This window comes from Pseudomonas sp. FYR_7, assembly GCF_043106155.1.
Taxonomy (GTDB): Bacteria; Pseudomonadota; Gammaproteobacteria; order Pseudomonadales; family Pseudomonadaceae; genus Aquipseudomonas; species Aquipseudomonas parafulva_B.
The window spans coordinates 1-26,064 of record NZ_JBICMI010000013.1 but is presented as its reverse complement, the minus strand read 5'-3'; the positions used below and the strand labels follow the sequence as shown (position 1 = coordinate 26,064).

The 26,064-nt window shown below is 61.5% G+C and carries 21 protein-coding genes and 2 pseudogenes; 12 read left to right on the top strand and 11 right to left on the bottom strand.

Annotation, left to right across the window (positions count from 1 at the left end; genetic code table 11):
- Positions 1 to 32: 32 nt before the first annotated feature.
- Positions 33 to 800, top strand: coding sequence for an SDR family oxidoreductase (locus ACF8R3_RS02175; RefSeq protein ID WP_058637886.1), 768 nt, complete (start codon positions 33 to 35; stop codon positions 798 to 800).
- Here ACF8R3_RS02175 and ACF8R3_RS02170 read toward each other — a convergent pair whose 3' ends face one another.
- Together ACF8R3_RS02170 and ACF8R3_RS02165 are read right to left on the bottom strand one after the other, a co-directional pair.
- Entirely contained in the window at positions 801 to 1,622 is an 822-nt protein-coding gene (locus ACF8R3_RS02170) for a bifunctional 2-polyprenyl-6-hydroxyphenol methylase/3-demethylubiquinol 3-O-methyltransferase UbiG (RefSeq protein ID WP_145254792.1), read from the bottom strand.
- A gap of 104 nt (positions 1,623 to 1,726) precedes the next feature.
- Positions 1,727 to 2,077, bottom strand: a complete 351-nt coding sequence (locus ACF8R3_RS02165) for a hypothetical protein (RefSeq protein ID WP_058637888.1) — start codon at positions 2,075 to 2,077, stop codon at positions 1,727 to 1,729.
- Positions 2,078 to 2,193: 116 nt separating this feature from the next.
- Between ACF8R3_RS02165 and ACF8R3_RS02160 the strand changes: the two genes are divergently transcribed.
- From ACF8R3_RS02160 to ACF8R3_RS02150, 3 genes are all read left to right on the top strand, one after another.
- Positions 2,194 to 2,484, top strand: coding sequence for an RcnB family protein (locus ACF8R3_RS02160; protein ID WP_058603420.1), 291 nt, complete (start codon positions 2,194 to 2,196; stop codon positions 2,482 to 2,484).
- A gap of 153 nt (positions 2,485 to 2,637) precedes the next feature.
- Entirely contained in the window at positions 2,638 to 4,467 is a 1,830-nt protein-coding gene (locus ACF8R3_RS02155) for an SLC13 family permease (RefSeq protein WP_392514756.1), read from the top strand.
- Positions 4,468 to 4,586: 119 nt separating this feature from the next.
- Positions 4,587 to 6,008, top strand: coding sequence for a GGDEF domain-containing protein (locus ACF8R3_RS02150; RefSeq protein WP_078478376.1), 1,422 nt, complete (start codon positions 4,587 to 4,589; stop codon positions 6,006 to 6,008).
- 657 nt (positions 6,009 to 6,665) lie between these two features.
- Here ACF8R3_RS02150 and ACF8R3_RS02145 read toward each other — a convergent pair.
- The gene (locus ACF8R3_RS02145; RefSeq protein WP_058637891.1) at positions 6,666 to 7,019 is read right to left on the bottom strand and encodes an SH3 domain-containing protein; all 354 of its coding nucleotides are present in this window, start codon (positions 7,017 to 7,019) and stop codon (positions 6,666 to 6,668) included.
- 212 nt (positions 7,020 to 7,231) lie between these two features.
- On the opposite strand from ACF8R3_RS02145, the gene ACF8R3_RS02140 reads away from it, so the two are divergent.
- The 4 genes and pseudogenes from ACF8R3_RS02140 (at position 7,232) to ACF8R3_RS02125 (ending at position 10,198) form a co-directional block, all read left to right on the top strand.
- The gene (locus ACF8R3_RS02140; RefSeq protein WP_145254783.1) at positions 7,232 to 7,417 is read left to right on the top strand and encodes a hypothetical protein; all 186 of its coding nucleotides are present in this window, start codon (positions 7,232 to 7,234) and stop codon (positions 7,415 to 7,417) included.
- Between the two features lie 407 nt (positions 7,418 to 7,824).
- Positions 7,825 to 8,358, top strand: a pseudogene (locus tag ACF8R3_RS02135) (MCP four helix bundle domain-containing protein); the annotation flags it as partial.
- Between the two features lie 90 nt (positions 8,359 to 8,448).
- Positions 8,449 to 9,450, top strand: a pseudogene (locus ACF8R3_RS02130) (methyl-accepting chemotaxis protein); the annotation flags it as partial.
- Between the two features lie 220 nt (positions 9,451 to 9,670).
- A complete protein-coding gene (locus tag ACF8R3_RS02125) occupies positions 9,671 to 10,198 on the top strand; it encodes a ProQ/FINO family protein (protein WP_078478373.1) in 528 nt (175 codons plus the stop codon).
- A 76-nt stretch (positions 10,199 to 10,274) separates the two neighbouring features.
- On the opposite strand, the gene ACF8R3_RS02120 is transcribed toward ACF8R3_RS02125, so the two are convergent.
- The 7 genes from ACF8R3_RS02120 to nicC all read right to left on the bottom strand — a co-directional run bounded on the left by ACF8R3_RS02120 (position 10,275) and on the right by nicC (position 19,016).
- Positions 10,275 to 12,491, bottom strand: a complete 2,217-nt coding sequence (locus ACF8R3_RS02120; RefSeq protein WP_145254777.1) for a TonB-dependent siderophore receptor — start codon at positions 12,489 to 12,491, stop codon at positions 10,275 to 10,277.
- A gap of 195 nt (positions 12,492 to 12,686) precedes the next feature.
- Positions 12,687 to 13,979 (bottom strand): OprD family porin, encoded by a 1,293-nt coding sequence (locus ACF8R3_RS02115; protein ID WP_196127698.1) that lies wholly within the window; start codon positions 13,977 to 13,979, stop codon positions 12,687 to 12,689.
- A 137-nt stretch (positions 13,980 to 14,116) separates the two neighbouring features.
- Complete coding sequence (locus ACF8R3_RS02110; RefSeq protein ID WP_058637896.1) at positions 14,117 to 15,430, bottom strand: MFS transporter; 1,314 nt, start codon at positions 15,428 to 15,430, stop codon at positions 14,117 to 14,119.
- A 211-nt stretch (positions 15,431 to 15,641) separates the two neighbouring features.
- Entirely contained in the window at positions 15,642 to 16,283 is a 642-nt protein-coding gene (locus ACF8R3_RS02105) for an N-carbamoylsarcosine amidohydrolase (RefSeq protein ID WP_058637897.1), read from the bottom strand.
- Between the two features lie 15 nt (positions 16,284 to 16,298).
- Entirely contained in the window at positions 16,299 to 17,051 is a 753-nt protein-coding gene (locus ACF8R3_RS02100; RefSeq protein WP_058603431.1) for an Asp/Glu racemase, read from the bottom strand.
- A gap of 13 nt (positions 17,052 to 17,064) precedes the next feature.
- Complete coding sequence (nicD, locus tag ACF8R3_RS02095; RefSeq protein WP_392514753.1) at positions 17,065 to 17,871, bottom strand: N-formylmaleamate deformylase; 807 nt, start codon at positions 17,869 to 17,871, stop codon at positions 17,065 to 17,067.
- The gene (gene nicC / locus ACF8R3_RS02090) at positions 17,868 to 19,016 is read right to left on the bottom strand and encodes a 6-hydroxynicotinate 3-monooxygenase (protein WP_392474923.1); all 1,149 of its coding nucleotides are present in this window, start codon (positions 19,014 to 19,016) and stop codon (positions 17,868 to 17,870) included. Before nicC ends, nicD begins: the two co-directional genes overlap by 4 nt.
- 326 nt (positions 19,017 to 19,342) lie before the next feature.
- Here nicC and ACF8R3_RS02085 point away from each other — a divergent pair, with 326 nt between their 5' ends.
- The 4 genes from ACF8R3_RS02085 to ACF8R3_RS02070 all read left to right on the top strand — a co-directional run bounded on the left by ACF8R3_RS02085 (position 19,343) and on the right by ACF8R3_RS02070 (position 25,174).
- A complete protein-coding gene (locus ACF8R3_RS02085; RefSeq protein WP_196185310.1) occupies positions 19,343 to 20,395 on the top strand; it encodes a 2,5-dihydroxypyridine 5,6-dioxygenase in 1,053 nt (350 codons plus the stop codon).
- 69 nt (positions 20,396 to 20,464) lie between these two features.
- Positions 20,465 to 20,941, top strand: coding sequence for a MarR family winged helix-turn-helix transcriptional regulator (locus tag ACF8R3_RS02080; protein ID WP_058603435.1), 477 nt, complete (start codon positions 20,465 to 20,467; stop codon positions 20,939 to 20,941).
- Between the two features lie 199 nt (positions 20,942 to 21,140).
- The gene (locus ACF8R3_RS02075) at positions 21,141 to 21,614 is read left to right on the top strand and encodes a (2Fe-2S)-binding protein (protein WP_058637903.1); all 474 of its coding nucleotides are present in this window, start codon (positions 21,141 to 21,143) and stop codon (positions 21,612 to 21,614) included.
- Positions 21,611 to 25,174: a molybdopterin cofactor-binding domain-containing protein gene (locus ACF8R3_RS02070; RefSeq protein ID WP_392514751.1), complete on the top strand. Its 3,564-nt coding sequence runs from the start codon at positions 21,611 to 21,613 to the stop codon at positions 25,172 to 25,174. The genes ACF8R3_RS02075 and ACF8R3_RS02070 overlap by 4 nt, the downstream gene beginning before the upstream one ends.
- Positions 25,175 to 25,176: 2 nt before the next feature.
- Here ACF8R3_RS02070 and ACF8R3_RS02065 read toward each other — a convergent pair whose 3' ends face one another.
- Entirely contained in the window at positions 25,177 to 25,815 is a 639-nt protein-coding gene (locus ACF8R3_RS02065; protein WP_326383515.1) for a TetR/AcrR family transcriptional regulator, read from the bottom strand.
- Positions 25,816 to 26,064 lie beyond the last annotated feature (249 nt).

Sequence of the window (26,064 nt, the reverse complement as noted above, 5' to 3'; positions counted from 1 at the left end):
AACGCACCTTACGACAACAAGGGACCAGCAGCATGCCGCAGACCCACCTGTTCGACCTTCAGGGCAAGATCGCTTTTGTTTCCGGGGCCAGCCGAGGCATTGGCGAAGCGATTGCACACTTGCTGGCGCAGCAAGGTGCACATGTGATCGTCTCCAGCCGCAAGCTCGAGGGCTGCCAACACGTTGCCGATGCCATCATCGCTGGCGGCGGCAAGGCCACAGCAGTGGCGTGCCACATCGGCGAACTGGAGCAAATCCAGCGGGTATTCGCCGGTATACGCGAGCAGTTCGGACGCCTGGACATCCTCGTGAACAATGCCGCGACCAACCCGCAGTTCTGCAATGTGCTGGACACGGATCCGGCGGCATTCCAGAAAACCGTGGATGTGAACATTCGCGGCTATTTCTTCATGTCGGTGGAAGCAGGCAAGCTGATGCGCGAGCACGGCGCCGGCAGCATCATCAACGTGGCCTCGATCAATGGCGTTTCACCTGGCCTGTTCCAGGGCATCTATTCGGTGACCAAGGCGGCGGTTATCAACATGACCAAGGTGTTTGCCAAGGAGTGTGCGCAGTTCGGGATTCGCTGCAATGCCTTGTTGCCGGGCCTGACTGACACCAAGTTTGCATCGGCACTGGTCAAAAACGAAGCCATCCTCAATACAGCGCTACAGCAAATCCCCCTTAAGCGCGTGGCAGACCCGAAGGAAATGGCCGGGGCTGTCCTGTACCTTGCAAGCGACGCCTCCAGCTATACGACCGGGGCGGCGCTCAACGTGGACGGTGGCTACCTGTCCTGATCAGGCTTTGACGGCTGTCAGGGTATAGCTCAGCGGCAGGCGGGCCGGTTGCTCGCGCAGCCGCCACTCCCCGTCCGGGCCCTTGGCCATTTGCCCCGGCAGCGCTTCCCATGGCACGCTTTGGTGTTCTAACAGCGCTGTGAGCTGCAACCCGTTGGCCATCAGCGCGGTGATCAACTCGCCCAGCCCGTGGTTCCACTCATGGGTTTGGGTGTTCGCCAATCGCTGCGAGGTGGCCACATAGGTCTCGTCGCTCTGCCATACAGTTGGCTGCTCGCATTCGAAATAGGGATAGTCGAGCTGCAGGCGGTCCTGATGGCTTTCATTGACCGCCCAGAGCATGGGGTGCCCCTCGCGCAAGAAAAGCCGGCCGCCGGGTTTGAGCAGGGCCGCCACGGTCTGTGCCCACGGCGCGATACGGGGCAGCCAGCACAGGGCGCCGATGCCGGTATAGACCAGATCGAACGTACCTGCTGGCAACACCTGGGCTGCGGCGTACACATCGGCCTGATGGTAGTCGATGGGCATAGCGCACAGGGTCGCCAGCCGCTTGGCCTGCGCCAGGGAGGCCGCAGAGAAGTCCAGGCCGCACACATCGGCGCCCAGCCGGGCAAGCGAGAGCGTGTCTGTGCCGATGTGACACTGCAGGTGTACCGCTCTCAGCCCCTCGACATTGCCCAGCATCGGCAGGTCGAACTGAACTGTCTGTGACAGGTGCGCAGGGTGTTGGACGTACTGATCGAACTGGTAGTCCTGTGAGGCTGCGTGCAGCGGTGCGCGCTCGTCCCAATTGGCCTGGTTCAGCTGTAATGAAGGGTTCACGTCGACATCCTCGATGGGCGATGCCGCAGTCTAGCGGCCGATGCCACACACCTGGCAGCGTTCTGATGCAAAAAAGTGTAAAGCCCTGGCTCGCACGTTACCCGTCAGAGACAGGTTGCGGCCGCCGCCCGGCGCTGCAACGAGACGCCGTTGTCGTTCTGTGTGTAGTAATCGATACGCGTACCGCCGTCCTGCGGGTAAACATCGACGAACGTCTCGGCCTCGCGGGTATAAACCGTAAAGCCGCCTTGCTTGCGCGGCTCCAGGTAGCCGCTGGCGTCCTGGCCGAATACGCGCTCTTCCTGCCACCCGTACTGGATGCACTGGGCAACGCGTTCAGGCGCCTTGCGCGAGTTCATGTGCGTAGTGGGTTGGCCGCTGCGGGCCGCATCCATGGTCGCAGAAGCACAACCGACCAGCAGCACGGCTGCGGCCAGGGGCAAAATCACACGCATGGTCCATCCTCTAAATCATTAAGAAGGAGGCGACTCTAGCACTGGCATGGACGCGAGTGAATTGTGGTGCGACTTCCGCTGTCTTAGCACAAACACCACGCAACAAGGAAACCGCCATGAAACTGCACTACCTGCTCCTCGCTGCCCTGCCCTGCCTGCCGATGGTCGCCACTGCAGCAACGTCCACCGACGATAGCGTGCAGAATTCGGCCACCCACAACCGTGAACTGAAAGAAGGCGATAAAGCCCCGGATCAATACAAGCGCGACGAAGCGGCCATCAAGGACTGGAAAGCCAAGGGCCTGCCGGCACCGGAAAAAGAAAGCCATTGGGTACGCATGGGCGATCGCTACGTCCTCGTACAAACGACCAATGGCGTGGTTCTGGCCATCCAGCACGTCAAATGACCCATTGCTCGGCGGGTGTCAGGCACCCGCCGAGCAAGCCCCCGCATCGCCTCTCCTCGTTAAACACTGCAATACATCAACACCTCGTACACGCTCAGGTGGCACACTACCGGCTATTGTTCATGTGCCCTGTGTGAAGGAACACCTCTCCCGATGAATCTAGAGCTGACATGGGTGCTGGCCCTGCTTGCCATTGTCGTTGTGCTGTTCATCATCAACCGTCCACGCATGGATGTCGTAGCGCTGCTGGTGATCGTAGCGTTGCCACTGTCGGGCGTGCTGACGATCGACCAAGCGCTGGCAGGTTTCAGCGACCCGAACGTCGTGCTCATCGCTGCCCTGTTCGTCATCGGTGAAGGCTTGGTGCGCACCGGTATCGCTTATCGCATCGGTGAATGGATGAGCGAACGGGCAGGCAACAGCGAGGCGCGCCTACTGGTACTGCTGATGGTCGCGGTGGCCGGCCTGGGTTCGGTCATGAGCTCCACGGGGGTAGTGGCCATCTTCATACCGGTCGTGCTGAGCATTGCTGCGCGCTTGAAGCTCTCTCCCAGCCGCCTGATGATGCCGCTGAGTTTTGCCGGCCTGATCAGTGGCATGCTCAGCCTGGTGGCGACCCCGCCCAACGTGGTGGTGCACAGCGAACTGGTACGCCATGGTGAACAAGGCTTCTCGTTCTTCAGCTTCACGCCCTTCGGGTTGGTGGTCCTGGTACTGGGTGTGGGCTACATGCTTCTGACGCGACACTGGCTCAATGGCGAGGTGCGCAAGGACGGACGTGTCGAGACCCGGCGCACGCTGCTGGACCTGGTTCTGGACTACAAGCTCAATGGTCGCGAGCGTCGCTTGCGCATTCGCCCCCATTCACCGCTGATCGGCCATACCCTGGGCGAGCTGGAGCTGCGTACCCGCCACGGAGCCAACGTCATCGGTATTGAACGTCAGCACAAGTTCACCACGCGCGTTATTGCGCCAGACTCCAACACCGTGCTGCACCAGGGCGATGTGCTGCTGCTGGACCTGTTTGCCAACCGCGACGATCTGCGCAGCCTGTGCCACACCATGCAACTGGAACCCTTGCACTTCAAGGCCGCCTACTTCATCGACCAGTCCCAGGAGGTAGGCATGGCCGAGGTGTCCCTGCCGCCGGGCTCGCAACTGATCGGCAAGAGCATCCTGGAGCTTGGCTTTCGCTCGCGTTATGACCTTAACGTAGTGGGCTTGCGGCGCGACCAGGCGGCCGTGCAAGACCAGTTGGTCGAAGAAAAGCTGCGTCTGGGCGATACCCTGCTGGTGGTCGGGCCGTGGAAGGCAGTACGCCAGCTACAAGGCAAACCGCGCGATTTTCTGGTGTTGAGCTTGCCGGCCGAGGTCGATCTGGTGGCACCTGCTCGCCGGCGCGCCCCCCAGGCGCTGCTGAGCCTGGCGGTGATGGTTGGCTTGATGGTCAGTGGCGCGGTCCCCAATGTCATAGCAGCGCTCATTGGTTGCCTGTTGATGGGCGCAGGCCGCTGCATCGACATGAACAGCGCCTACCGTTCGATCCATTGGCAAAGTCTGATCCTGATCGTGGGCATGTTGCCCTTTGCCCAGGCCTTGCAGAAAACCGGTGGCATAGACCTGGCAGTCGGGGCGCTGGTGAATGTGCTGGGCGACGCCGGGCCCAGCGCCATGCTGGCCTGCCTGTTCGCGGTCACGGCTGTGATCGGGCTGTTTATCTCCAACACGGCGACCGCGGTGCTGATGGCGCCGGTTGCCATCTCGACCGCGACGCAGCTGGGCATGTCGCCCTACCCCTTTGCGATGACAGTGGCGCTGGCGGCCTCGGCGGCCTTCATGACGCCGGTGTCTTCGCCGGTGAACACGCTGGTGCTGGGCCCAGGGCAATATCGGTTTGCGGACTTCGTGAAGATAGGGGTGCCGTTCACGCTGTTGGTGATGGGGGTCACGGTGGTCATGGTGCCGTGGTTCTTCGGGCTGTGAGGTTGGCGGCACGCGCAAAACCTTCCAGCTGGGCAGATTGACATCAACTAGCCGGAACAACACACTGATGCGCAATTGCCCCAGGTGCGTTCAGCGGTCGTCCTGGATATCGTTTCCGCTTGCCGGTCGAGCCCATGGTTTTTCCAGCCCAATCGCGCTTGTTGCCCTACGCCGCACTGTTCAGCCTGACCTTCGCGCTTACCATTGGCGGCATCCTGGCTCGCCCGATCGAATCCCTGTCCTTGTTCTGGCCAGTCAATGCCGCACTGGCAGGTGTGTTGCTGCGCTATCCCCGCCAGGCAACTGTGTCCGGGTTCGTGCTGATGTGGTTGGCCATGGTTGGCGCCGACCTGCTCTGTGCCAGTGCCTTGGCGCCGGCGCTGTGGTTCAACCTGTGCAACATGGGCGTTGTGGTCACCCTGTGGCAATTGCTTTCGCGCTTGCCGCGCCTGCATCGGCGCATGCGCACGCCCCATGGGGTGCTATGCGTATTCGGCGCCTGCGCGGCTGGGGCCTCAGTGGCTGCGAGCCTGGCCTCGGTGATGGCCGCGCCCTGGTTCGAGCAGTCCCTGCGCAGCACCTGGCTGGCCTGGTTCAGCGAGCAGTTTTCCACCGCGGTGCTGGTATTGCCGGTGATGCTCACCGCACCGGCAGCGCGTACCTTGTTGCAGGGCGGAAGCCAGAAGATTCGCCTCGCCCCGCTGTTGGTCATGCTGGTGTCGCTGGCGTTCAGCATCGCGTTCGGCGGCCCGGGCGCCATCGCGTTTCCGATCGCCGCCCTTTTGTGGTGTGCCTGGACGTACTCGCCCTTTCTGGTTTCGTTGTTGACGCTGACCGCCGGTAGCACGTTGATCGTCGCCGTTGCCCAGAGCCTTATGCACTTCAGCGTGCCGCAGAGCGAGTCGGGTGTAACGGCGCTGATGTCTGCGCGCCTGGGCATCGCGATGTTGGTGTTGGGGCCGCTGGTGGTGGCCTGCGTGACCCAGGCCAATCGCAGCCTGCTTGCCCGTCTGGCACACCAGGCCACCACCGACCACCTTACGGGTACCTTGAGCCGCAGCGCCTTTACCCAGCGTGCAAACGCGCTGCTGGAAAGTCGTCAGCATCAGCAGTTCCTGCCACTGACGCTGATGATGCTGGATATCGATCACTTCAAGTCCATCAACGATGCCCACGGGCACGCCGTTGGCGACCAGGTGCTGCGCCAGTTCGCCGATGCGTTGCAGGAACAGTTGCACAGCAACGAAGTATTCGCGCGCATGGGTGGCGAGGAGTTCGTGATCATTGTGCCAGGGCTTGCACCGGACAGGGCGCAATTTACGGCCGAGCGCCTGCGCCGTGCCGTTCAGGACCTTCAGGTGGAGCAAGCCGGGCAGCGTTTGCAGATCACGGTCAGTATCGGTCTGGCAGGCTGCGACGAAGGCATGCCGACTCCTGATTTGACCGCATTGCTGGCCAGTGCCGACAAGGCGCTGTACCTGGCCAAAGCGAAGGGACGCAATCGCGTGGAGCAAGCTGAGCCGCAGCGTCGGGCCATTTAAGCCTATTGCTGTGCGCTCATTGAAATCAGTAGCTTCACCCGGCAAATCAAGATTATCGCCGGCACGTCAAGCCGGCCGCTCAGGCGATTTGAGCAAGGACCTGTGCGACGGCCCCGCTCGATCAGGCAGTCCAAAAGCCAGACAAAATGTTGCTCAATTTCTGCTCAATTTAACGGAGCCCGCCGGGCGCTTGGGTTGCAGCACGTTATCCACAGACCTACCCACTTTTTCTGTGGACAGATTTCCCAGCCTGGAGAACGACTTATCCCACTTCGACCCTTGAACGAATGAGCCGTGCACAGCGGGGGCTGTGAAGATACCAGGCTTGAAGAATGACAGGTGAGCAGCGCTGGGCTGCGGCACAAATCAAAAGCCCGCCTAGGCAATGGAACCCGGCGGGCTGGAAGGAGGGAAACGCTCATGCGATCAACTGGGAGGAATGGTTCCCAGCAGCCCGATCATGATGGTCAACAGCAGGAAACCACCCAGGAACAGCGCCAGCTTGCTCATTGAAACCTCGACAGTGTGATACGGAATGACGTCATTTTCCGTTTTTCACTGATACGGTTACAGATTCAGGTTTGTAGAAAAAAAGCAGATCAGATGAAGGGTAGACACCCTTCGTACCCGTCCATCCCGCCGCTGGTTCGCTTACGTTCATATCAGTTGCTGGAGCTTGCCGGCAGGCAACCATCCCAGCTCCCCATCCCCGTGACGACGACACCACAGCCAGCCGTTGAGCAGATGCAACTGCTGCACCAATTGACCTGGGTCCACATCCAGCTCATGGGCGCAATAGTGATCCAACGCCCTACCCTGATTGAAATCCAGGCGTTCAATAAGCTGCTCCGGTACCCAACCCGGCTCTTGGCCCGTGCAACTGCACAAGTACCAGTCCCGCATGCCCGGCTCACTCTCGTAACGCGGGCCCACTTCCAGCAGCGTGCCTTGAGCGAAACGAAGGGGGCGTCGGTAAGCACTGCGATGTCGCTCGATCACGATGAAATGCACAGGCCTCTCCTTGGCCGGAAACCTCCGAGCCTAGCAGAAGCTGTGGAAGTTGCTGCTTTGCGGCCTCTTTGTGGGAATATTTGGCGCGTAATGTAGGAGATTTCCTCAGGCTTCATTTCCGCTGTATGAAAGATCAGTTTATGGGATGGATCTGAGCTGTTACGGTCAGCCTTTCCTACAACAGCAAGGACGCTTTTCGTTAAGAGAACTATATGGACGACTACAATGAGCCGGCGTTGCGACTTCAAAAAACCCTGTTGAACCTGCGCCGCGAGCGGGACAAGCTCAGCAGTGAAGGCAAGCACGAAGAAGCGAGCGCACTGGCGGGATCGATAGCGCGAATCGAAACCACACTGGCACAACTACCGGGTGCGTTTAAGCCTGAGACGCTGCAATAGCCCCCTGGCCCCGGCCTCCAACAGGGTCGGGGCTGCCCGTGGTTCCTGAAGCTCACAGCAAGAGGCCGGCACTCGCCTGCTTCAACCGAACCTGGGTTAAAGAATACTTCGAAGACCTGCGGTCGATCTGATCAACATTTGATTGATCCAGATCAATGCGAAATAAATTGTTACCTAAGCAGCACTGCGCGGTAACGAAATAAATAGGCTCGCTGCTTGCTGAAAGTCACTCAACTGAGCGATCGGATGGCGGACTGCGCCGTTCGTAGACTGCTTATGTTTATTCTTAAAGTTTATTGCCCAAGGTGCCGATAGCTGTTTCAACGAGAGGGCTGCAGCCTTATTTTCACGGTCACCCTGCTGGACTTGCTTAGCCTAGCAAGCATTGCTACACCAAGGAGCTACACATGTATTTTCGGAACTTGAAAATTGGCACGCGCGCGGCGGTCATCTTCACGCTGGTCGCCCTCCTCGTACTGATCCTGGGGCTGGCATCGTTGTACCGCATGCACACGATGGACAAGGCCACTGACGAAGTGCGCACCGAATGGTTACCCGCAATCATGCTGCTGGACGAGGTCAGCATGAACCTGGGCCGCGTCCGAGCACTGACCTTGCGCAGCGTTTTGGAAGAAAGCCCCAGCGCCAGGGCCGCGACACTGGACAAGATCGCGGACATCTCCAAGCACTACCAGGAACAAATCGAAACGTACAAGGCAACAGCGACAGAGGAACGAGACCGGGCCCTGTACGACGCATTTCTGGTCAGAAGCGCGACCTACCATACGTTGCAGGACGCAATTCTTGACGCCGTACGCAGAAACGACATTGCAGAAGCGACTCGCCTGATCAATGGTGAATTGGCCAACTACGCCGACGCGATGATGAAGTCGCTGATCGAGCTGACCCAGTACAACTCCAACGGCGCAACCAACGCCTCCCAGGTCAGTACTGAGGCCTATGAGCAGTCCTTCTCGATTATCACGGCGACGATCGTCGGCATCATCGTACTGATGATCGCGCTGGCCATCATGCTGACCCGCAGCATCGTGCGGCCTTTGAGCGAAGCGGTGGCCGTCGCCGAGCGGGTGGCCTCGGGTGAGCTCAACCAGGTCATCGAGGTGACGGGTAGTGACGAGCCCGCGCTGTTGTTGCACGCCTTGTCCAGAATGAAAGACAGCCTGCGCGAGACGATTGCCGGCATCGCTGCCGCCTCCGACCAGCTCGCCTCGGCATCCGAAGAGCTGTTCACGGTGACCGAAGACACCAGCCGCGGCCTGCATCAGCAAAGCGCCGAAATCGACCAGGCGGCCACGGCGGTGAACCAGATGACCGCAGCGGTGGAGGAAGTGGCCAGCAATGCCGTCAACACCGCCGATGCCTCCAAAGGTGCAGACCAGACCACCCGTGAGGGTCAGCAACGGGTCAACGATGCGCTGCAGTCCATTGGTCAGCTCGTTGGCGATGTCACGACCACTTCGCAGGAAATCGAACAGCTGGCCACCAGCGCCAACGAAATCAGCCGGGTACTGGATGTCATCGGCTCAATCGCAGGCCAGACCAACCTGCTTGCGCTCAACGCTGCCATCGAGGCTGCGCGCGCCGGTGAAGCCGGCCGTGGGTTTGCCGTGGTCGCCGATGAAGTCAGGGCGCTGGCGCACCGAACTCAACAATCGACCGCCGAGATCGAAAGCATGATCACAGGCATCCAGTCGGGCACCGAGTCTGCAGTCGGGGCCATGCACGCAAGCAAAGGGCGCGCCTCAGGCACCCTGCAAATCGCCCAATCCGCAGGTCAGGCACTGAACACGATTGCCGAGGCCATTTCGTCCATCAACCAACGCAACCTGGTGATCGCCAGCGCCTCCGAAGAGCAGGCCCAGGTGGCCCGCGAAGTGGATCGAAACCTGGTGAACATCCGGGACCTGGCGATGCAGACCTCGGCCGGCGCGAACCAGACCAGCGCCGCCGCCCAGGAATTGTCACGCCTGGCGGTGGACCTGAACGCAATGGTCGCCAAGTTCAAGGTCTAGGGCTTGATGACAGAGGGGATGCGGCCTGCCAGGAAAGCTTGCACCGTGCCCCTGGGGCAGGGATTCGCGCGATTGTGTGACGCAAATACCGCTGCCCCGGAGCAAGGCCGTCGTGAGTTTCTGTAAAAAAAGCGACGATTTGTGCCTTTTGGGCTGCTCACCGGGGCTGCATCGCATATCCTTGCACCACGCAATCAACCTTGAAGCAGTGAATTGAACGATGAGCTTTGAACAACTGGCAGCGCTACGGGATCGCCTGCGGGCTGAAAAAGAGCAGCAACAGGCAAGCGCCCCAGCGCCGGCCAAGCGCAAGCCGCCCCAGAAGACCAAGCCGCGCGAACTGGACCCGGCAGTGGCCGCCATCTGGCCCCTGCAGAAGCACTTCCCGTTGGCCTTCCCCGTCAACCCTGCGCCCAAGGTGCCGCTCAAGGAGGGCATCTTCAAGGATGCCGAGCAACACCTGGAGCTGCTGGGCATCACCCGTGAGCAACTGAAGCTGGGCATTTCCACCTGGTGCCGGGGCAACCGCTACTGGACCAGCATGGTGGAAAACGCCCCGCGCCTGGACCTTAACGGCCAGCCGGCGGGCGTGGTGACTGCCGCCCAGGCGATCCATGCCAAGCGTCAGGCAGCCCAACAGCGTAACCAGGAACGCCGCAAGCGGGCCCAGGCCAAGGCACAGACCGCAGCGCCTGCAGAACAGGGCGAGGCTGCAGTCGAGCCGGCTGTGGAACAGGCCGCGGAGTAAAGGCCTGGTCTGAGCAGCGCCCACCGCCCGTTCGCCGAGCGCGCGGGTGGTGGGCGCTGCGGGCTAGCACATGGTCTCAGAGTCTCCAATCCAGGCTGACCATCATCGTGCGTGGCTCACCGTGGTACACGCCGTTGTAGAAGCCGACGTTGTTGTAGTAATGCTCGTCGAACAGGTTCTTGACGTTGACCGAAGCGCTCAAGTGCTCATCGATCTGATAGCGCGCCATCAGCCCAACCACCGAAAACGCCTTCTGGCCGATCTCATCCTTGGCCGTGATGATTCGATCACCGTCGCGCCCCACTGGTCGGTTGGCCAGCCTGAAATTGTCGCTCTGCCAGTCCAGGCTTGCCCCCACAGTCAATGCTGGGGTTAGGGCATAGGTGCTGGACAAGCGCACCAAGTTCAAGGGTTGCTCGGTGTTCTTTCGCTTTTTCTCGGCCGTGGCTGCATGCGTATAGCTGTAGCCCAGGCTCATCTGCCACCCGGTCATCACCTCACCTGCAACTTCAGCTTCGAAGCCTTCGACAACTACGCCCTTGCCACCGCTTTTGTAGAACACCTCGTTGCCATTGGGCGGCACAGAGTCGTCCTGTTCCGCCACGTTATCCTGCTTGCTGCGAAACACTGCCGTGCTCAGGTTCAGGCGTTCAGCGAACAGGCTGCCCTTGAGGCCCACCTCATAGACCTTGCCTACGATAGGCTCAAGGTACTGCTTGTTGACGTCTCTGACGGTCTGCGGGTTGAAGATATCGGTGTAGCTGACATAGGCGGTGAACTGGTCGGTCAGATCGAAGAGTACGCCGGCATAGGGCGTCCATTGATCATTCTGGACCTGCTTGGTAGTGGACTGATCGACGACTTCCAGGGCATCACCGTAATCCCACTCCCGCTGTTGTGTCTGCCAACTGCCGTAGCGGCTGCCAATCACGATATGCAGGCGGTCCGTAGGGTTCAGGCGTGTTGCAATGTAGCCGGCCTTCTGACGAATGCTGGAGCGCGAGCTGTCGAGCCCGGTTTCGAGGTCGTAGAACGTAGGGGTGTTCCCCATGTACTTCCAATCCGCAATATTTTCGTAACCGTCGGGTACCGGTAGACCAAGGCGATAGGGTTCACTGTCGCGTCGTCGCGACTCGCCGTAACCGATCATGAAATCATGGCTGCGGCCCAACAATTGGAAAGGGCCGGCGAGGTTGAAGTCCAGCGCGTCCATCTGCTCGGAGCCCCCGAAGTGCGAGTACCAGGCTTTCATGCCACTACGGTCGGCCTCAGGAAAACCATTGCCGCCATAGTAGACCTTTCCGTCGCTGTCGCTTTGCCGGTGGGTGTACGCCACTTTCATGACCCAGTCGTTGCCCAGATACTGGTCAAGAGTAGCGAACACCGTCTGGTCTTTTAGTGGCCAGGAAGACCAGGGGGCACTGAGGTTAGTGGAACGGGGCAAGTTGGCTTTGCTGCCGTCGGCGTTCCAGAACGGCACCGTACCCCATGATGACCCTTGCACATGCTTGTTCTGATAGTCATACCCCACCGCCAGCACGGTGCTTGGCGTCAGGTCAGCTTCGAGCACGCCGTAGGCCACTTCACGCTGGGTGGCGTACTTGTCCATGAATGACTTGTTGTCACGGTACGCCAGCACGGTGCGTCCGCGCAGACGGCCGTCCCAGCCCAGCGGGCCACCGACGTCCAGGTAGCTGTAATAATTGTCGAAACTGCCCCCGCTCACGCCACTCTTTACTGCCAACGCGTGCGTCGGGCGCTTGCGAACCATTGCGATGGTCCCCGAAGGATCGCCGGCGCCTGTGGTCAGACCGGTGGCCCCACGCACGACCTCGATTCGATCGTAGATGATGGTGTCCGAGTCGGACTTGAGCCCCGAGAAGGTGTTGAGCATGCCATCGATCTGGAAATTGTTGATTGCGTAACCACGCGAGTAGTAGCCCGGTCGCTCCGAATCATTGCGTTGTACCGTGACCCCCGTGACGTGAGCCATGGCCTCGGACAGGCTGTTGAGCTGGAAGTCGTCCAGTTGCTGGCGGGATATGACCGAGACCGACTGGGGTGTCTCCTTGATCGAGAGGTTCAGCCGGGTGGCTGCGCTCATGCTACCGGTGGTGTAGGAGCCACTGTGTTCGGTGACACTGCCAAGGCCAGTGGCAATCACATCGGTTGCGCCCAGCTCGAGCACGGCGTCGTCTCGTCTTGCCTGGGTATCGGCCAGGGATGGAGGGCAGATCAAGCAAGCGTACAGGCCAAGGGTGACTGTGGTGGGGTGGGACATGAACGGGGGCATTGCGGGCTGACTCCTTGCGCGTAAAAATCCGTGCGCGCAAATCTACATCATAATCATCCTCATATGATAATTAATCTCATAAGACCTCCCTCACGTCGCACCTGAGCGCAGCTGTACGCCTGGTCGCTTATAGCCGGCCAGGTGCACGCCTGAGCTCATCGTTCTGCGCACTCGCTTGGTCGTGCGCTACAGCCTCTAGAACAGCTTGACCGTATAGCTGAGCACCACGCGGTTCTCGTCGATATCGGTTCGGTAATTGGAGCGAGCCATCACATTGCGCACGCGCACGCCGAGCCCTTCCAGCGGCCCACTTTGCACCACATAGGCCAGGTCCAGGTCTCGCTCGCGGTCGCGCCCTTCAAAGCCCAGCCCGGTTTTGACATCCCGGCCTTGTACGTAGCGCAATGTCGAGGTCAGCCCGGGGATCCCCCATGCCGCGAAGTTGTAGTCATGCCGCACCTGCCAGGAACGCTCCCCTGGCGCCGAGAACTCGTAGGTCGGCAGGGTATTACCCATTGGGTTGGTGTTGGCGCCCACCTGGATGAAACCGTCCTCACCGCCAATTTGCTGGTAGCCCACGTAAAACGTATGCCCGCCCGTTCTTGCCGAGAACAGGCTGAACAGCGCATGGTTGTCATAGTTGCCGGCAAGCTTGCGCCCATCCTCGCGCGCCTGGAAATAGCCGGCATTCACACCCAAGGTCCAGTTACCCAGGGGTTCGGCGTGCTTGAGGCTGTAGAACCGTTGCTGATAGATGTCCTGCAGTTGCGCCTGCCAGACCCCCACGCTGGTGCGGTTGTCGTTGAAGGCATAGTCGGCGCCCAGGTAATTGAAGCGGTCACTGGTAAAGCGGGCCAATCGTGCGGGGTTGATGGGGTCGTTGACCAGCGCATACATTTTCTGACTGTTGGACGAATCGCGCAGGCTGGTGGAGCGAAATTGGCCGGCACTGAGCGTCAGCCCCGCAAACTCATGCGACTCCAGCATTGCGCCCTGGTAGGTCGGCGGCAGCAGGCGCAGGTCGCTGAACAGCAACACAGGCAGATTGGGCATCAATTCGCCCACCTTCAACTCAGTCTGGGAAACCTTGAACTTGAGCGCCGCGCCCACGCGGCTGTACTGGTCGGCGGACGTGCCGCTGTCAAGACTTGGCAGTAGGCCTGAGCGTGCGTGTTCAGGGCTGCTGTCGAGTTTGAAACCCAACAGGCCGATCACATCGACACCGGCACCTAGGACGCCCTGGCTATAACCTGAACTGGCGTTGAGGATGAAGCCTTGCGCCCACTCTTGAGTGCGCGATTGGGTGCTCGCCCCCTTGATATCGGCGTAGTCTCGGCTGAAGAAATAATTGCGAGCCTGGAGTGTCGCACGGGCGCCTTCGATAAAACCGACCTCTTCAGCCGGTGCCTCGGTACACAGCGCGGCTGCGATGCAGCCGCCGGCCAGGCGTGCTTTCGGGAAAAAACGCGGTGCAGTGCAAACGTGCATGGGGCGATTCCTGAATGTCGGGCAACAGCAATCCACCGGCCAGACGAACGCCCGCCGACCTGCAGATTGCGTCGAGAATGGGTGTGGGCAGGCCGGCACCCGCCCGCCTGCCCTATCGGGCGTGAAGCGCTGGACCGCTAGCGGTTGACCAGCTTCGCTGGCAGGGCGATGACCAGGAAGCAACTCAGGAGCAGGCAGCCAGCGAACACCCACAGCGCCGCGTGGGAAGTGCCGGTCCAGTCGGTGACCAGGCCCATCAGCGAGTTGCTGACCAGCCCGGCGATGTTCGCCACCGAACAGGCCAGGGCAAACCCGGTAGCGGCCGCGGTCCCTTTGAGGAAGGTCGCCGGCAGGCTGAAGAACACCGGCACCGCACCAATGATCGCGGCCGAGGCGACTGCGAACAGGAATACGGTCATGACCAGGTTCTGGCTGAACAATGTACTGCTGGCCATGGCGATGGCGCCGACGATGAAGGGCACGATAATGTGCCAACGACGCTCACGGTGACGGTCGGAGCTGGCGCCGATCATCAGCATGCCGGCCAGTGCGGCCAGGCTCGGGATGGCAGTGAGCAGGCCGATGTGAAACGTGTCGCTCACCCCTGCATCGCGGATGAAGGTCGGCATCCAGAAGCCCATTGCGTAGGCGCTGAGCAGGATCGAGAAATCGATACCGCCGAGCATCCACACCTTGAGGTTAAAGAACCCGTCACGGAAACTGTGCTTGCTGTCCTTGCCCTCTGCATCGTCCGCGGCAAGGTCTGCTGCCAGCTGAGCCTTGTCTTCGCTGGACAACCACTTGGCCTGCTGGAAGTGATTGGGCAAGGCCCAGAAGGTCAGAATGCCGAGCAGCACGCTGGGGATGGCCTCCAGCAAAAACAGCCACTGCCAGCCATGCAGGCCGTGCACCTGATCGAAATGCCCCATGATCCAGCCCGAGATCGGTCCACCAATCACGCTCGACAGCGGCAGCCCGATCATGAACAGGGCAATGATGCGCCCACGCCGGTACGTGGGGTACCACATGGTCAGGTAGAACAGCACCCCTGGCAAGAAGCCTGCTTCGGCAGCCCCGAGCAGGAACCGCAGGATATAGAACTGGGTGGTGGTGCTGACGAACATGGTGCACGCCGACAACAGCCCCCAGGTGATCATGATGCGGGCGATCCACAGCTTGGCGCCGACGCGCTGCAGAATCAGGTTGCTGGGGACCTCGAAAATGATGTAGCCGACGAAGAACAGCCCGGCACCCAGGCCATAGGCGGCAGTGCTGAACTGCAGATCCTCGAGCATCTGCAGTTTGGCGAAGCCGACGTTGATACGGTCCAGGTAGGCGGCAAGGTAGCAAAAGCACAGGAAGGGAATGAGCCTCCAGGTGATCTTGCTGTACAGCGCTTTGGTGCCCTGATCGATGTCGCTGTGGACCGTGGTTGCATTCGCAATTGGCATTTCCTGTCTCCTGGCGGGCGACTTTGTGGTTGTTTTTAAGGCCAGCAGTTTTCGACGCACCAGTACCGTCGCGCGCTACACGCGACGTGCCCAGGCCACGCCTGAAAAAACCCCGAGTGCTCCTGCGGGGCGACCACCCGGACAGCAGGCGATCATGAACGTGCTTCCGGCACCGTTCCTCGATTGTTATTGGGTAGGCCCCCTGCCGGTGTCAGCCGGTCGATTGCCTCAATTGCGCCATCGCTTCCTGGCGGGAAACCACATCGCCGTACTTACTGTCGATGTCGAACAGGTTGGCGTGGTGCGGGTCATCATGGCGATCACCCACACATTCACGCACCACGATGGTTCGAAAGCCATGCTGCATCGCATCGACCGCGCTGGCGCGGATGCAACCACTGGTGGAGCAGCCGGCCAAGACCACGGTATCCACCCCTTGGGCGTGCAGCAGCGGCGCCAGGCTGGTGCCGAAGAAAGCGCTGGCGTACTGCTTGCTCAGCACCAACTCCTCCGGCTGTGGGGCAACGGCGTCGCAGAACGCAGCCAAGGGGTTGCCCTCGACCATGTCCTTCATCACCGGCGCCTTGCGCACCCAGACACCGCCATCGACAAAATGCGGAGGCTGGTAGCGGATGTTGGTATGCACCACCAGAATGCCGCAATCGCGGGCTAGCGCCAGCAGGTCTGCGGCCTGCTCCACTGCCGCGACGACGCCTGGGGCGTACAGCGCAGCCCCCGGCGTGGTGTAGCCCTGCATGAAGTCGATCATCAGCAGCGCCGGTGCGCGACCAAAGCCGATACGCTGCCCCCATACACCCTGATAGTTGTCCCGAGCACTTTGTGCCTCGCTCATGTCCACCTCCCGATTTCAATAAGCGCCCGACAGCAAGGCACCGGCACCTGGCACCACCGCTTCCAGGTCCAGCGCCTTGAGCATGGCGTAGGTGGTGGCGATGGCAGCGGTGACCACAGGCTTGCCGGTCTGTGCCTCGACCTTGGCCACGGCCGGCAACGACTGCATCTGCACGCAGGCCGACAAGACCACCACATCCACTCCTTCAAGGTTCATGCCGGCTACGATGCCTGGCAGGTTGGCGGGGTCGTGACGGGCTACGGCCAGGTTGTCGGGAATCTCCAGGGCGCGCCAGTCCTGCACCTCAAAGCCTTCTTCGCGGATGTAGTTCACCACGAGTTCGGTCAGCGGCTTCATGTACGGGGCGACGATGGCGATGCGCTTGGCCTTCATCACATGCAAGGCTTCGACCAGCGCTCCGGCACTGGTGATGACCGGCGCCAGTGCGTCGTTGTCTGCAGTCGCCTGCCTGAGGCGCTGTTCGGATTGCCGGTGATAGCCAAGGCCCATGGCCATGATTGCCACCAGGCAGGCGTAGCCCAGTACATCGACCTTGGCATCGGACAGCTCCAGCGCACAGCGGTCGGACTCGGCATCCATGGCCGCCAGCTCTTCCTTTCTCACCTGCTTCATACGCATGCGGCTGGAATGAAAGGTAAAGCGCTCCGGGCGGATGGCTTGGCGCGCGTTGAGCATCGCCGGTATCTCGGTTTCCATGGTGGTGTTGGAACTCGGCACGATCTGGCCGATGCGGTATAGCGTGGTCATGTCTGGTGCTCCTTCAGGCAACGGATCGGTCGAGGAAAAGGCCGAATGCGGCAAAGAAACCATCGAGATCGTCCCAGGGGATCATGTGGCCAGCGTTGGCAACCTGTACGACCTGAATGTCTGGCTTGAGCTCACGGATTTCATCGATGTCGCACGGCTCGATCACCCCGCCGCGCCCAGCCACCATCAACAACGCCGGTTGGCGTACGGCGGGCAGATACTGATGGATGTCCACCTCGTGGAAGTCGTCGAAGGCCCGCACGATCGCAGGCTCGTAGCAGGTGTGCAGCCACTCGGCCCTGAGCGCCAGCTGCTCGTCGCTCCAGGTGACGCAATAAGTGCGCATGTCCTCGCCACTCATACCCAGGCTGGCCTGGCGAATGGAGTCGACATACCAGGGCAGCTTGCTTGGGTAAGCGCGGCGCCCTGGCCCGGATACCGGTGGGTCGACCAGCACCAGCTTCTGCAGGCCTGGCGCGCCGTTGGCAGCGGCACGAATCGCAAACCGTGCGCCCATCGAGTGGCCGATCAGGTGATAACTGTCCAGGCCCAGCGCGGCGGCAAAGGCGGGAATGTCGCTGGCACAGGCATCGGTGCCATAGTCCAGATCAGGGCCACTTGATGACAAACCGCGCCCGCGTACATCCAGTACGTAGGTATCGAAGTGCTGGCCGAGGCGCTCGGCGACGAACCCCCAAGTAATCGCCGGGCTGGTGATCCCCGGCACCACGATCAGCGCATGCCCCTTGCCGCCATAGCGCAGGTAATGCTGACGGATGCCATTGGCGCTTACATGACCGCCGTTGAGGAAGGTAGTCATGCGGCCTCCCCGCTCTTGAGCGGCTGGCCATAGAGGTCATAGCCGTATACCCAGGCCGGATCCTCCTGCGTATAGAGCCAAGTGTTGGCGTTGGACACCGACTGCACCTGCGAGGCTCGCTCTTTACGGTTGGCCTCGTACAGGGCAAAGGCGGTGCGGTGGTCCGACAAACCGGTCTCCTGCAAGCAGCGGGTCAACATGGCCGCATCCTCGATGGCCATGCAGGCGCCTTGGGCCATGTGCGGTTTCATCGGGTGACAGGCGTCGCCGAGCATCACCAGACGCCCACGGCTCCAGAGCGGCAGCGGGTTGCGGTTGCGCAGCGGCCACTTGGTGATCGATTCGGTGGCATCGATCAGCTTCTGGACGGTGGGGTGATAGCCCTCGAAGGCAGCGCGCATTTCTTCCTGACTGCTGTCCACGTAGGCGCCCTGGAAGTCCCACGCTTCGTGGGGCACACCGGTCACGAAGTAGTATTCGTCGCGCTTGGCCGTGGTGTAGTAGACCATCATGTGCCGGTCTTCGGACCACCACTTGACGCAGGGCTCGAATGCGTCGGCATGCTGCGCCAGGTTCACCCCACGGATCAGCGCACGGTGCGCCACCCAGCCGCTGTAGTTCGGCGCTTCGGCACCGAGCAATTCTTCGCGGATCTTGGAGTGGATGCCGTCGGCTCCGATGACGATGTCCGCGACCGTGTGGGTGCCATCGGCGAAGTCCAGACGCACCTGATCACCCGCGTCGATGATCTTTTCCAGGCGCTTGCCGAAGTGCACGGTGCCGGGCTTGATGGCGTCGATCTGCAGCGCATGCAAGTCCCCCCGGTGGATGGTGATGTAGGCCGCCCCGTATTCGCGGCGAGCATGCTCACCCAGTGGGATACGCGACAGGTAATCGCCGCTCTGACCATCGCGGCTGAACCAGAAGTCCGGGTGCGAGCCCATCAGCTCCAGCCTCTGTTCCAGCCCCATCCGCCGAAAGATCTTCATGACGTTGGGGCCGATGTGGATACCGGCACCCAGGCGGGTGAACGCCGGGGCCTGTTCGTACACCTCCACATCGAAGCCGGCCTGCTGCAGCAACGTTGCCGCTGCCGCCCCACCTAAACCCGCGCCGACGATTGCGATTTTTTGGCTTCCCCGCATGGAGAGTCTCCTGTTGTTCTGATGTGTGGCAAGCGGCATGGCCGCGAGTCATTTACAGCGTATACACTTTAAATGGCTCTTAGGAATAGGCCCATGAAAATATTTTCAAACAAACGATCGAAACTCAAAAAGATCACAATGTTACCGATTAATGGGGGATTGGGTTGAATGGTAACGTTCTAAAGATCACTTGCGTCAATCCAATGAATGCGTTTTCATCAAACCAGTTATGGTGTACACACTATTGTTTTGCACCATGACAAAGCGTCGAGCACTGCGATGGTGCACCGCTTTATTCCGCCAGAGACTGCCTAGGAGAAACCACGATGCCGGTGAGCAATGCACAATTGACCCAGATGTTCGAGCACGTACTGAAGCTGTCCCGAGTGGACGACACCCAGAGCGTTGCCGTCCTCAAGAGCCATTACTCCGATCCGCGCACGGTCAATGCCGCGATGGAAGCGGCGCAGCGACTAGGGGCGAAGGTCTACGCCGTGGAATTGCCGGCATTCAATCACCCCACCGCCATGGGCCGTGACATGACCGCCTACTGCGGCGATACGGCACTCACCGGCAACCTGGCGGCACAGCGCGCGCTGGAGGCCGCCGACCTGATCGTCGACACGATGATGCTTCTGCACTCCCCCGAGCAGGAGCAGATTCTCAAGACTGGCACCCGCATTCTGCTGGCAGTGGAACCCGCCGAAGTGCTGGCGCGCATGCTGCCCAACGAGGACGACAAGCGCCGGGTACTGGCTGCCGAAACCCTGCTCAAGCAGGCGCGCAGCATGCATGTGCGATCCAGGGCCGGCAGCGACTTCCATGCACCGCTCGGCCAGTACCCGGCAGTCACCGAGTACGGCTACGCCGACGAGCCAGGGCGTTGGGATCACTGGCCCAGCGGGTTCCTGTTCACCTGGCCGAACGAGGACAGCGCCGAGGGCACGCTGGTCCTGGATGTAGGCGACATCATCCTGCCGTTCAAGAACTATTGCCGTGAGCGCATCACGCTCGAGATTGAAAAGGGCTTCATCACCGGCATTCATGGCGGCTTCGAGGCCGAGTACCTGCGCGACTACCTCAAATACTTTAACGACCCTGAGGTCTACGGCATCTCGCACATCGGCTGGGGCTTGCAGCCGCGCGCCCAGTGGACTGCCATGGGCCTGCACGACCGCAACGACGGGATGTGCATGGATGCCCGCGCGTTCTACGGCAACTTCCTGTTCTCCACGGGCCCGAACACCGAAGTGGGCGGCAAGCGCAAGACCCCTTGCCACCTGGACATCCCGCTGCGCAATTGCGATATCTACCTGGACGATCAGGCCGTGGTCATGGCCGGGGACGTGGTCGCGCCCGAGCAATCACTGGCGCGATAACGGTTATACTGGCCGGGCGCTCCGCTATTGGCGGCCGGCCAGCTCCTTTCCACCAGCCCAAGCCCTCCCATGCCGAACAAGACTTCCCCCAGCAGCCCCCTCCACGACACCGCCCCTTACGACGTTACCGAACAGGTGGGCCACTTACTGCGCAAGGCTTACCAGCGGCACACGGCGATCTTCCAGCAGCAGGCGTGCGACCCACAGTTGACCTCCATTCAATTCGTCACCCTGTGCGCCCTGCGCGACCATGGCCCCAGCTCTCAGGCCGAGTTGATCAAGGCAACGGCCGTGGACCAGGCGACCATTCGCGGCATCGTCGAGCGCCTGAAAGCCCGTGAACTGGTGCAGCTCTCGCCAGACCCGGGAGACCGGCGCAAGGTGATCGTCACGCTCACCGACAGCGGTGCGGCATTGCTCGATGCGATGATCCCTTGCGCCCGGCAGATCAGTGAACTGAGCATGGGCAGCCTCAATGCCGCTGAGCGCGTGGCCATCTTGTACCTGCTGCGCAAGATGATCGACAGCGACGACGGCGCGGCCTGAGTCGCACTACGGCTGGACAGCCCCCTCTTCTTACGGCCCGCCTGAGCCACCGATTCAGTGAGCTCATTGCCCCTGCCCTGCTCATCCGTATCCCTGGCCTGCTTCTTGCTCATTCATTTCATGTAGTGAGTACTTACCGAAATGCACGCCACCTGTGGGTGCTTCGGTAGCGCAAGTCACCTCCAGAGATGAGCCCATCATGCAAACAACCCTCTGCGTGCAGGTCAACGGCCAGTCGTTCGACGTCGACGCCCCGCCTGAAACGCCCTTGCTGCTGATCCTGCGCAACGACCTGTGCCTGAACGGCCCCAAGTACGGCTGCGGCCTGGGTGAATGCGGCGCGTGTACGGTGATCATCGACGGCGTGGCCGCTCGTTCCTGCATCATCCCCCTGGCCGGGGCCGTCGGCCGCGAGATCACTACGCTCGAAGGGCTGGGCTGCAAGCGTGCGCCGCATCCTGTGCAACAGGCGTTCATCGACGAGCAGGCAGCCCAATGCGGCTACTGCATGAACGGCATGATCATGACCGCCACGGCCCTGCTCGATCGAATCCCCCAGCCCAGCGATGAGCAGATTCGCAACGAACTGTCCGGCAACCTGTGCCGCTGCGGCACCCACGTCGAAATCCTGCGCGCCGTGCGCCGCGCCGCCGACACCCGGAGGAAAGCATGAACCACTCGCAACAGGTGCCCAGCCGTGACCAACTGCTGGCCAAGACCGGCGTGCTGCTGATCGTCGATCAGATCACCCCGCCTTCCGGCCCGGTGGCCAAGGGTGTAACGCCCGTGCCCCGGGAGCGCGAACTGGCGCTGTTCATCGCCGTCTGCGACGACGGCAGGGTCTATGCCTTCAATGGCCACGTCGACCTGGGTACCGGTATCCGCACCTCGCTGGCGCAGATCGTCGCCGAAGAGTTGAACCTGCGCATGGACCAGGTGCACATGGTGCTGGGCGATACCGAGCGGGCGCCCAATCAAGGCGCGACTATCGCCAGCGCCACCCTGCAGATTTCAGCCGTGCCCTTGCGCAAGGCTGCAGCGACTGCACGCCGTCATTTGCTGCAACGGGCGGCGCTGCGCCTTGGGTGCGAGCCCGCGTCGCTGCGTATCGAAGAAGGCACGGTAATCACCAGCGACGGCACCACGCTGAGCTACGCCGAACTGGTAGCGGGTGAAAACCAACAGTTGCACATTGCCGAGGATGCGCCGCTCAAACCCATCGAAGACTACACGTTGGTCGGGCGCAGCACCGCCCGCGTGGACATTCCCGGCAAGGCCACCGGTGAACTGACTTACGTTCACGACATGCGCCTGCCCGACATGCTGCACGGGCGAGTGATCCGTCCGCCCTATGCTGGCCACGACAGCGGCGACTTCGTGGGCAACAGCCTGCTGGCCGTCGATGAATCATCCATTGCCCACGTACCGGGCGTCGTGGCGGTGGTCGTGATCCGCGATTTCGTCGGCGTGGTTGCCGAGCGCGAGGAGCAGGCCATCCGGGCTGCTCAGGACCTGAAAATCAGCTGGAAGCCCTTTACCGGCAAGCTGCCCGACCTGAGCGATGTAGCCCAGGCCATCCGCAACAACCCAAGGGTTCAACGCACGGTGCTGGACCAAGGCGATGTCGATGCCGGCCTTGCCAATGCCAGCCAGCGCCTGAGCCGTACCTATTTATGGCCGTATCAGCTGCATGCTTCGATTGGCCCATCGTGCGCGCTGGCCGACTACACGCCTGGGCAGATCCGCGTGTGGTCCGGCACCCAGAACCCACACCTGCTGCGCGCTGATCTGGCCTGGCTGCTGGCCTGCGGCGAGGAGCGCATCGAAATCATCCGCATGGAGGCTGCCGGTTGCTATGGCCGCAACTGCGCCGACGATGTCTGCGCCGACGCCGTGCTGCTGTCGCGCGCCGTGCAACGCCCTGTGCGGGTACAGCTGACCCGCGAGCAGGAACACGCCTGGGAACCCAAGGGCACAGCCCAACTGATGGAGATCGACGGCGGCCTGAACGCCGATGGCAGCGTGGCTGCCTATGACTTCCAGACCAGCTACCCGTCCAACGGCGCGCCTACCTTGGCCCTGCTGCTCACCGGGGCGGTGGAACCCGTACCGGCCCTGTTCGAAATGGGCGACCGCACGTCGATTCCACCGTATGACTACGAGCACATGCGCGTGACCATCAACGATATGACGCCGCTGGTGCGCGCTTCGTGGATGCGCGGCGTATCGGCCATGCCCAACAGCTTTGCCCACGAGTCCTATATCGATGAGCTGGCGTTCGCAGCGGGTGTCGATCCGGTGGAATACCGCCTCAAGCACTTGTCCGACCCACGTGCCATCGACCTGGTCAAGGCTACCGCCGCGCGCGCCGACTGGCAGCCGCATACCCAGCCCATGCAAAGCCAGGGCGAAGGTGACGTGCTGCGCGGGCGCGGCTTTGCCTACGCGCGCTACATCCACAGTAAATTCCCAGGCTTTGGCGCCGCGTGGGCGGCCTGGGTGGCTGACGTAGCCGTTGACCGGCGTACCGGTGAAGTCGCCGTCACCCGCGTGGTGATCGGGCATGACGCCGGGATGATGGTCAACCCCGAGGGCGTGCGCCACCAGATCCACGGCAATGTCATCCAGTCCACCAGCCGGGTGCTCAAGGAGCAAGTCAGTTTCGAAGAGTCGACCGTGGCCAGCAAAGAATGGGGCGGCTACCCGATCCTGACCTTCCCTGAGCTGCCTGCCATCGACGTGATGATGCTGCCGCGTCAGCACGAAGCACCGATGGGCAGCGGCGAATCGGCTTCGGTACCCAGTGCCGCTGCCATTGCCAACGCCATCTTCGACGCCACCGGGATCCGCTTTCGCGAGCTGCCGATCACCGCCGAACGGGTGCGCGCCGCCCTGGGTGGCGATGGCCAGGGGCCTGGGCCATCGACTCCGACGCAGCCTGCAAATAAACGTTCAAAGTGGTGGTTCGGCGGCTTGGCCGGGGTGTTGGGCGCAGCCCTGGGCATGCTTGCCACCGCCCTGCCCTGGCGCAGTGAAATCGCACCGGTTACCCCGCCCGGCGCTGGCAGCTGGAGCGCCGCGATGCTCGAACGCGGGCGCCAGGTGGCTGCGGCCGGCGATTGCGCCGTGTGCCATACGGTCAGCGGTGGCAAGGTCAATGCCGGCGGTCTGGCCATGCAGACGCCCTTCGGCACGCTCCACACCACCAACATCACGCCCGATCCGGAAACCGGCATTGGCCGCTGGTCATTCGCCGCCTTCGAACGGGCCATGCGTGAAGGTATCAGCCGTGATGGCCGTCACCTGTATCCCGCGTTTCCCTACACCTCGTTCCGCGCCATCAACGATGCCGACATGCAGGCACTGTATGCCTACCTGATGTCGCAGCCTCCGGTACGCCAGCAGGCGCCCGCCAACCAGATGCGCTTCCCGTTCAACCAGCGACCGCTGATGGCTGGCTGGAACGCCCTGTTTCTGCAGCGCGGGGAATACCAGCCAGACCCGCAACGCAGCGCTCAGTGGAACCGCGGCGCCTACCTTGTCGACGGCCTCGGCCACTGCACGGCCTGCCATTCACCGCGCAACCTGATGGGCGCCGAGAAAGCTGGCAGCAGCTACCTGGCCGGAGGGATGGTCGATGGCTGGGAAGCACCGGCCCTCAATGCGCTGGGCAAATCAACCACCCCGTGGACTGAAGAGGAGTTGTTCAACTACCTAAGTACTGGGTTTTCTGAAAAGCACGGGGTGGCGGCAGGCCCCATGGGCCCGGTGGTCAGCGAGCTGGCGACGCTGCCCAAAAGCGACGTGCGTGCCATCGCCCACTACCTCAGCTCACTCGATGGCGAGCCTCAGTCGCAGGCGGCCAAGGCCCCGCAGCCGGCTGAAACCCACGTGTCATTGAGCAATGGCGAACGCGTGTTCAAAGGCGCCTGCATGGCCTGCCACAGCGATGGACAGGGGCCGAAACTGTTCGGCGTCAGCCCGTCGATGGCGGTGAACAGCAACGTTCACAGCGAGCTGCCAGACAATCTGCTACGGGTGATACTGCACGGCATCCCTACCCCAGCTACCCGCGACCTGGGCTACATGCCGGGCTTCAAGGACAGCTTGTCGGACCGCCAGATAGCCGATCTTGCGGCATACCTGCGCCAGCGTTTTGCAGGTGACAAGCCCGCCTGGCCAGGGCTCGCCGCCAAGGTCGCGCAGGTGCGCGCCAACCCAGGCAGCCATTGAAGTCACAGGCGCAGGCCGCGCAGGACAAGGTCGCTGATGAAGGCCAACCAGTCGGCCTTGGCCTTGGGGTCAGCCAGGTCCACGGCCAGGAACGAACTGAGCGTATGGCGGTTGGAGTTGTAGAAATAGCAGAGCGAAGCAATCATCAGGTAGGCGTGGGTAATGTCAATGTCGTCACGAAACAGGCCCTTCGCCTGGCCCGCGTCGATGATCGGCCGCAGCACGCCAACCGCCTCGCCCGACAAGGCCTTGAGGTTCTGCGACTTGCGCGCATGCTCGCCTTGGTGAAGGTTCTCGGTCGCCAGTAGGGTGACGAATTCGGGGTGTTGCACGTAGTAATCCCAAATGAATGCCACCAGCGTGCGCACCGCCTGCTCAGGGTCGGCCAGGTCCAGTTGCAGCCCGGCTTCGGCCTGGTTGAAACTGGCATAGATGTGCTCCAGCACACTGATGAACAGCTTTTCCTTGTTGCCGAAGTAGTAATAGATCATTCGGTCGTTGGATTTGGCCAGGGTAGAAATCTGCTCGACGCGCCCACCGGCGTAGCCTTCCCGGCTGAAGACCTGTACGGCCGCCTTGAGGATGTTGTCTCGGGTGCGGTCGGCCTGTTGGGCACGGATACCGGTTTTGCGCGTTTGCATGGGGGTCTCTGTGAGGCTGGCGAAGAGAACCACACTGCCACATTAGGGGGGTGTTGCGTAGTTTTTCGGCGAGGGGATCGGTGCGAGCGAGGGAGGGAGGTGCTACTCAAATGCTGCGATTGGCAAACGGCGAACACTAGCAAGGCTTGGTCAAAAGCCGGAAACCGGCCTAACACAAAAAAGCCCTGATAAATCAGGGCTTTGATGAAGAATAGTGGCGGAAGCGTAGAGATTCTGCGCCCTTTGACT

Coding starts and splice junctions, on each gene's coding strand:
- ACF8R3_RS02175 (WP_058637886.1), top strand. CDS start 33: ATGCCGCAGACCCACCTGTTCGACCTTCAGGGCAAGATCGCTTTTGTT.
- ACF8R3_RS02165 (WP_058637888.1), bottom strand. CDS start 2,077: ATGCGTGTGATTTTGCCCCTGGCCGCAGCCGTGCTGCTGGTCGGTTGT.
- ACF8R3_RS02160 (WP_058603420.1), top strand. CDS start 2,194: ATGAAACTGCACTACCTGCTCCTCGCTGCCCTGCCCTGCCTGCCGATG.
- ACF8R3_RS02155 (WP_392514756.1), top strand. CDS start 2,638: ATGAATCTAGAGCTGACATGGGTGCTGGCCCTGCTTGCCATTGTCGTT.
- ACF8R3_RS02140 (WP_145254783.1), top strand. CDS start 7,232: ATGGACGACTACAATGAGCCGGCGTTGCGACTTCAAAAAACCCTGTTG.
- ACF8R3_RS02125 (WP_078478373.1), top strand. CDS start 9,671: ATGAGCTTTGAACAACTGGCAGCGCTACGGGATCGCCTGCGGGCTGAA.
- ACF8R3_RS02120 (WP_145254777.1), bottom strand. CDS start 12,491: ATGCCCCCGTTCATGTCCCACCCCACCACAGTCACCCTTGGCCTGTAC.
- ACF8R3_RS02115 (WP_196127698.1), bottom strand. CDS start 13,979: ATGCACGTTTGCACTGCACCGCGTTTTTTCCCGAAAGCACGCCTGGCC.
- ACF8R3_RS02110 (WP_058637896.1), bottom strand. CDS start 15,430: ATGCCAATTGCGAATGCAACCACGGTCCACAGCGACATCGATCAGGGC.
- ACF8R3_RS02105 (WP_058637897.1), bottom strand. CDS start 16,283: ATGAGCGAGGCACAAAGTGCTCGGGACAACTATCAGGGTGTATGGGGG.
- ACF8R3_RS02100 (WP_058603431.1), bottom strand. CDS start 17,051: ATGACCACGCTATACCGCATCGGCCAGATCGTGCCGAGTTCCAACACC.
- nicD (WP_392514753.1), bottom strand. CDS start 17,871: ATGACTACCTTCCTCAACGGCGGTCATGTAAGCGCCAATGGCATCCGT.
- nicC (WP_392474923.1), bottom strand. CDS start 19,016: ATGCGGGGAAGCCAAAAAATCGCAATCGTCGGCGCGGGTTTAGGTGGG.
- ACF8R3_RS02085 (WP_196185310.1), top strand. CDS start 19,343: ATGCCGGTGAGCAATGCACAATTGACCCAGATGTTCGAGCACGTACTG.
- ACF8R3_RS02080 (WP_058603435.1), top strand. CDS start 20,465: ATGCCGAACAAGACTTCCCCCAGCAGCCCCCTCCACGACACCGCCCCT.
- ACF8R3_RS02075 (WP_058637903.1), top strand. CDS start 21,141: ATGCAAACAACCCTCTGCGTGCAGGTCAACGGCCAGTCGTTCGACGTC.
- ACF8R3_RS02070 (WP_392514751.1), top strand. CDS start 21,611: ATGAACCACTCGCAACAGGTGCCCAGCCGTGACCAACTGCTGGCCAAG.
- ACF8R3_RS02065 (WP_326383515.1), bottom strand. CDS start 25,815: ATGCAAACGCGCAAAACCGGTATCCGTGCCCAACAGGCCGACCGCACC.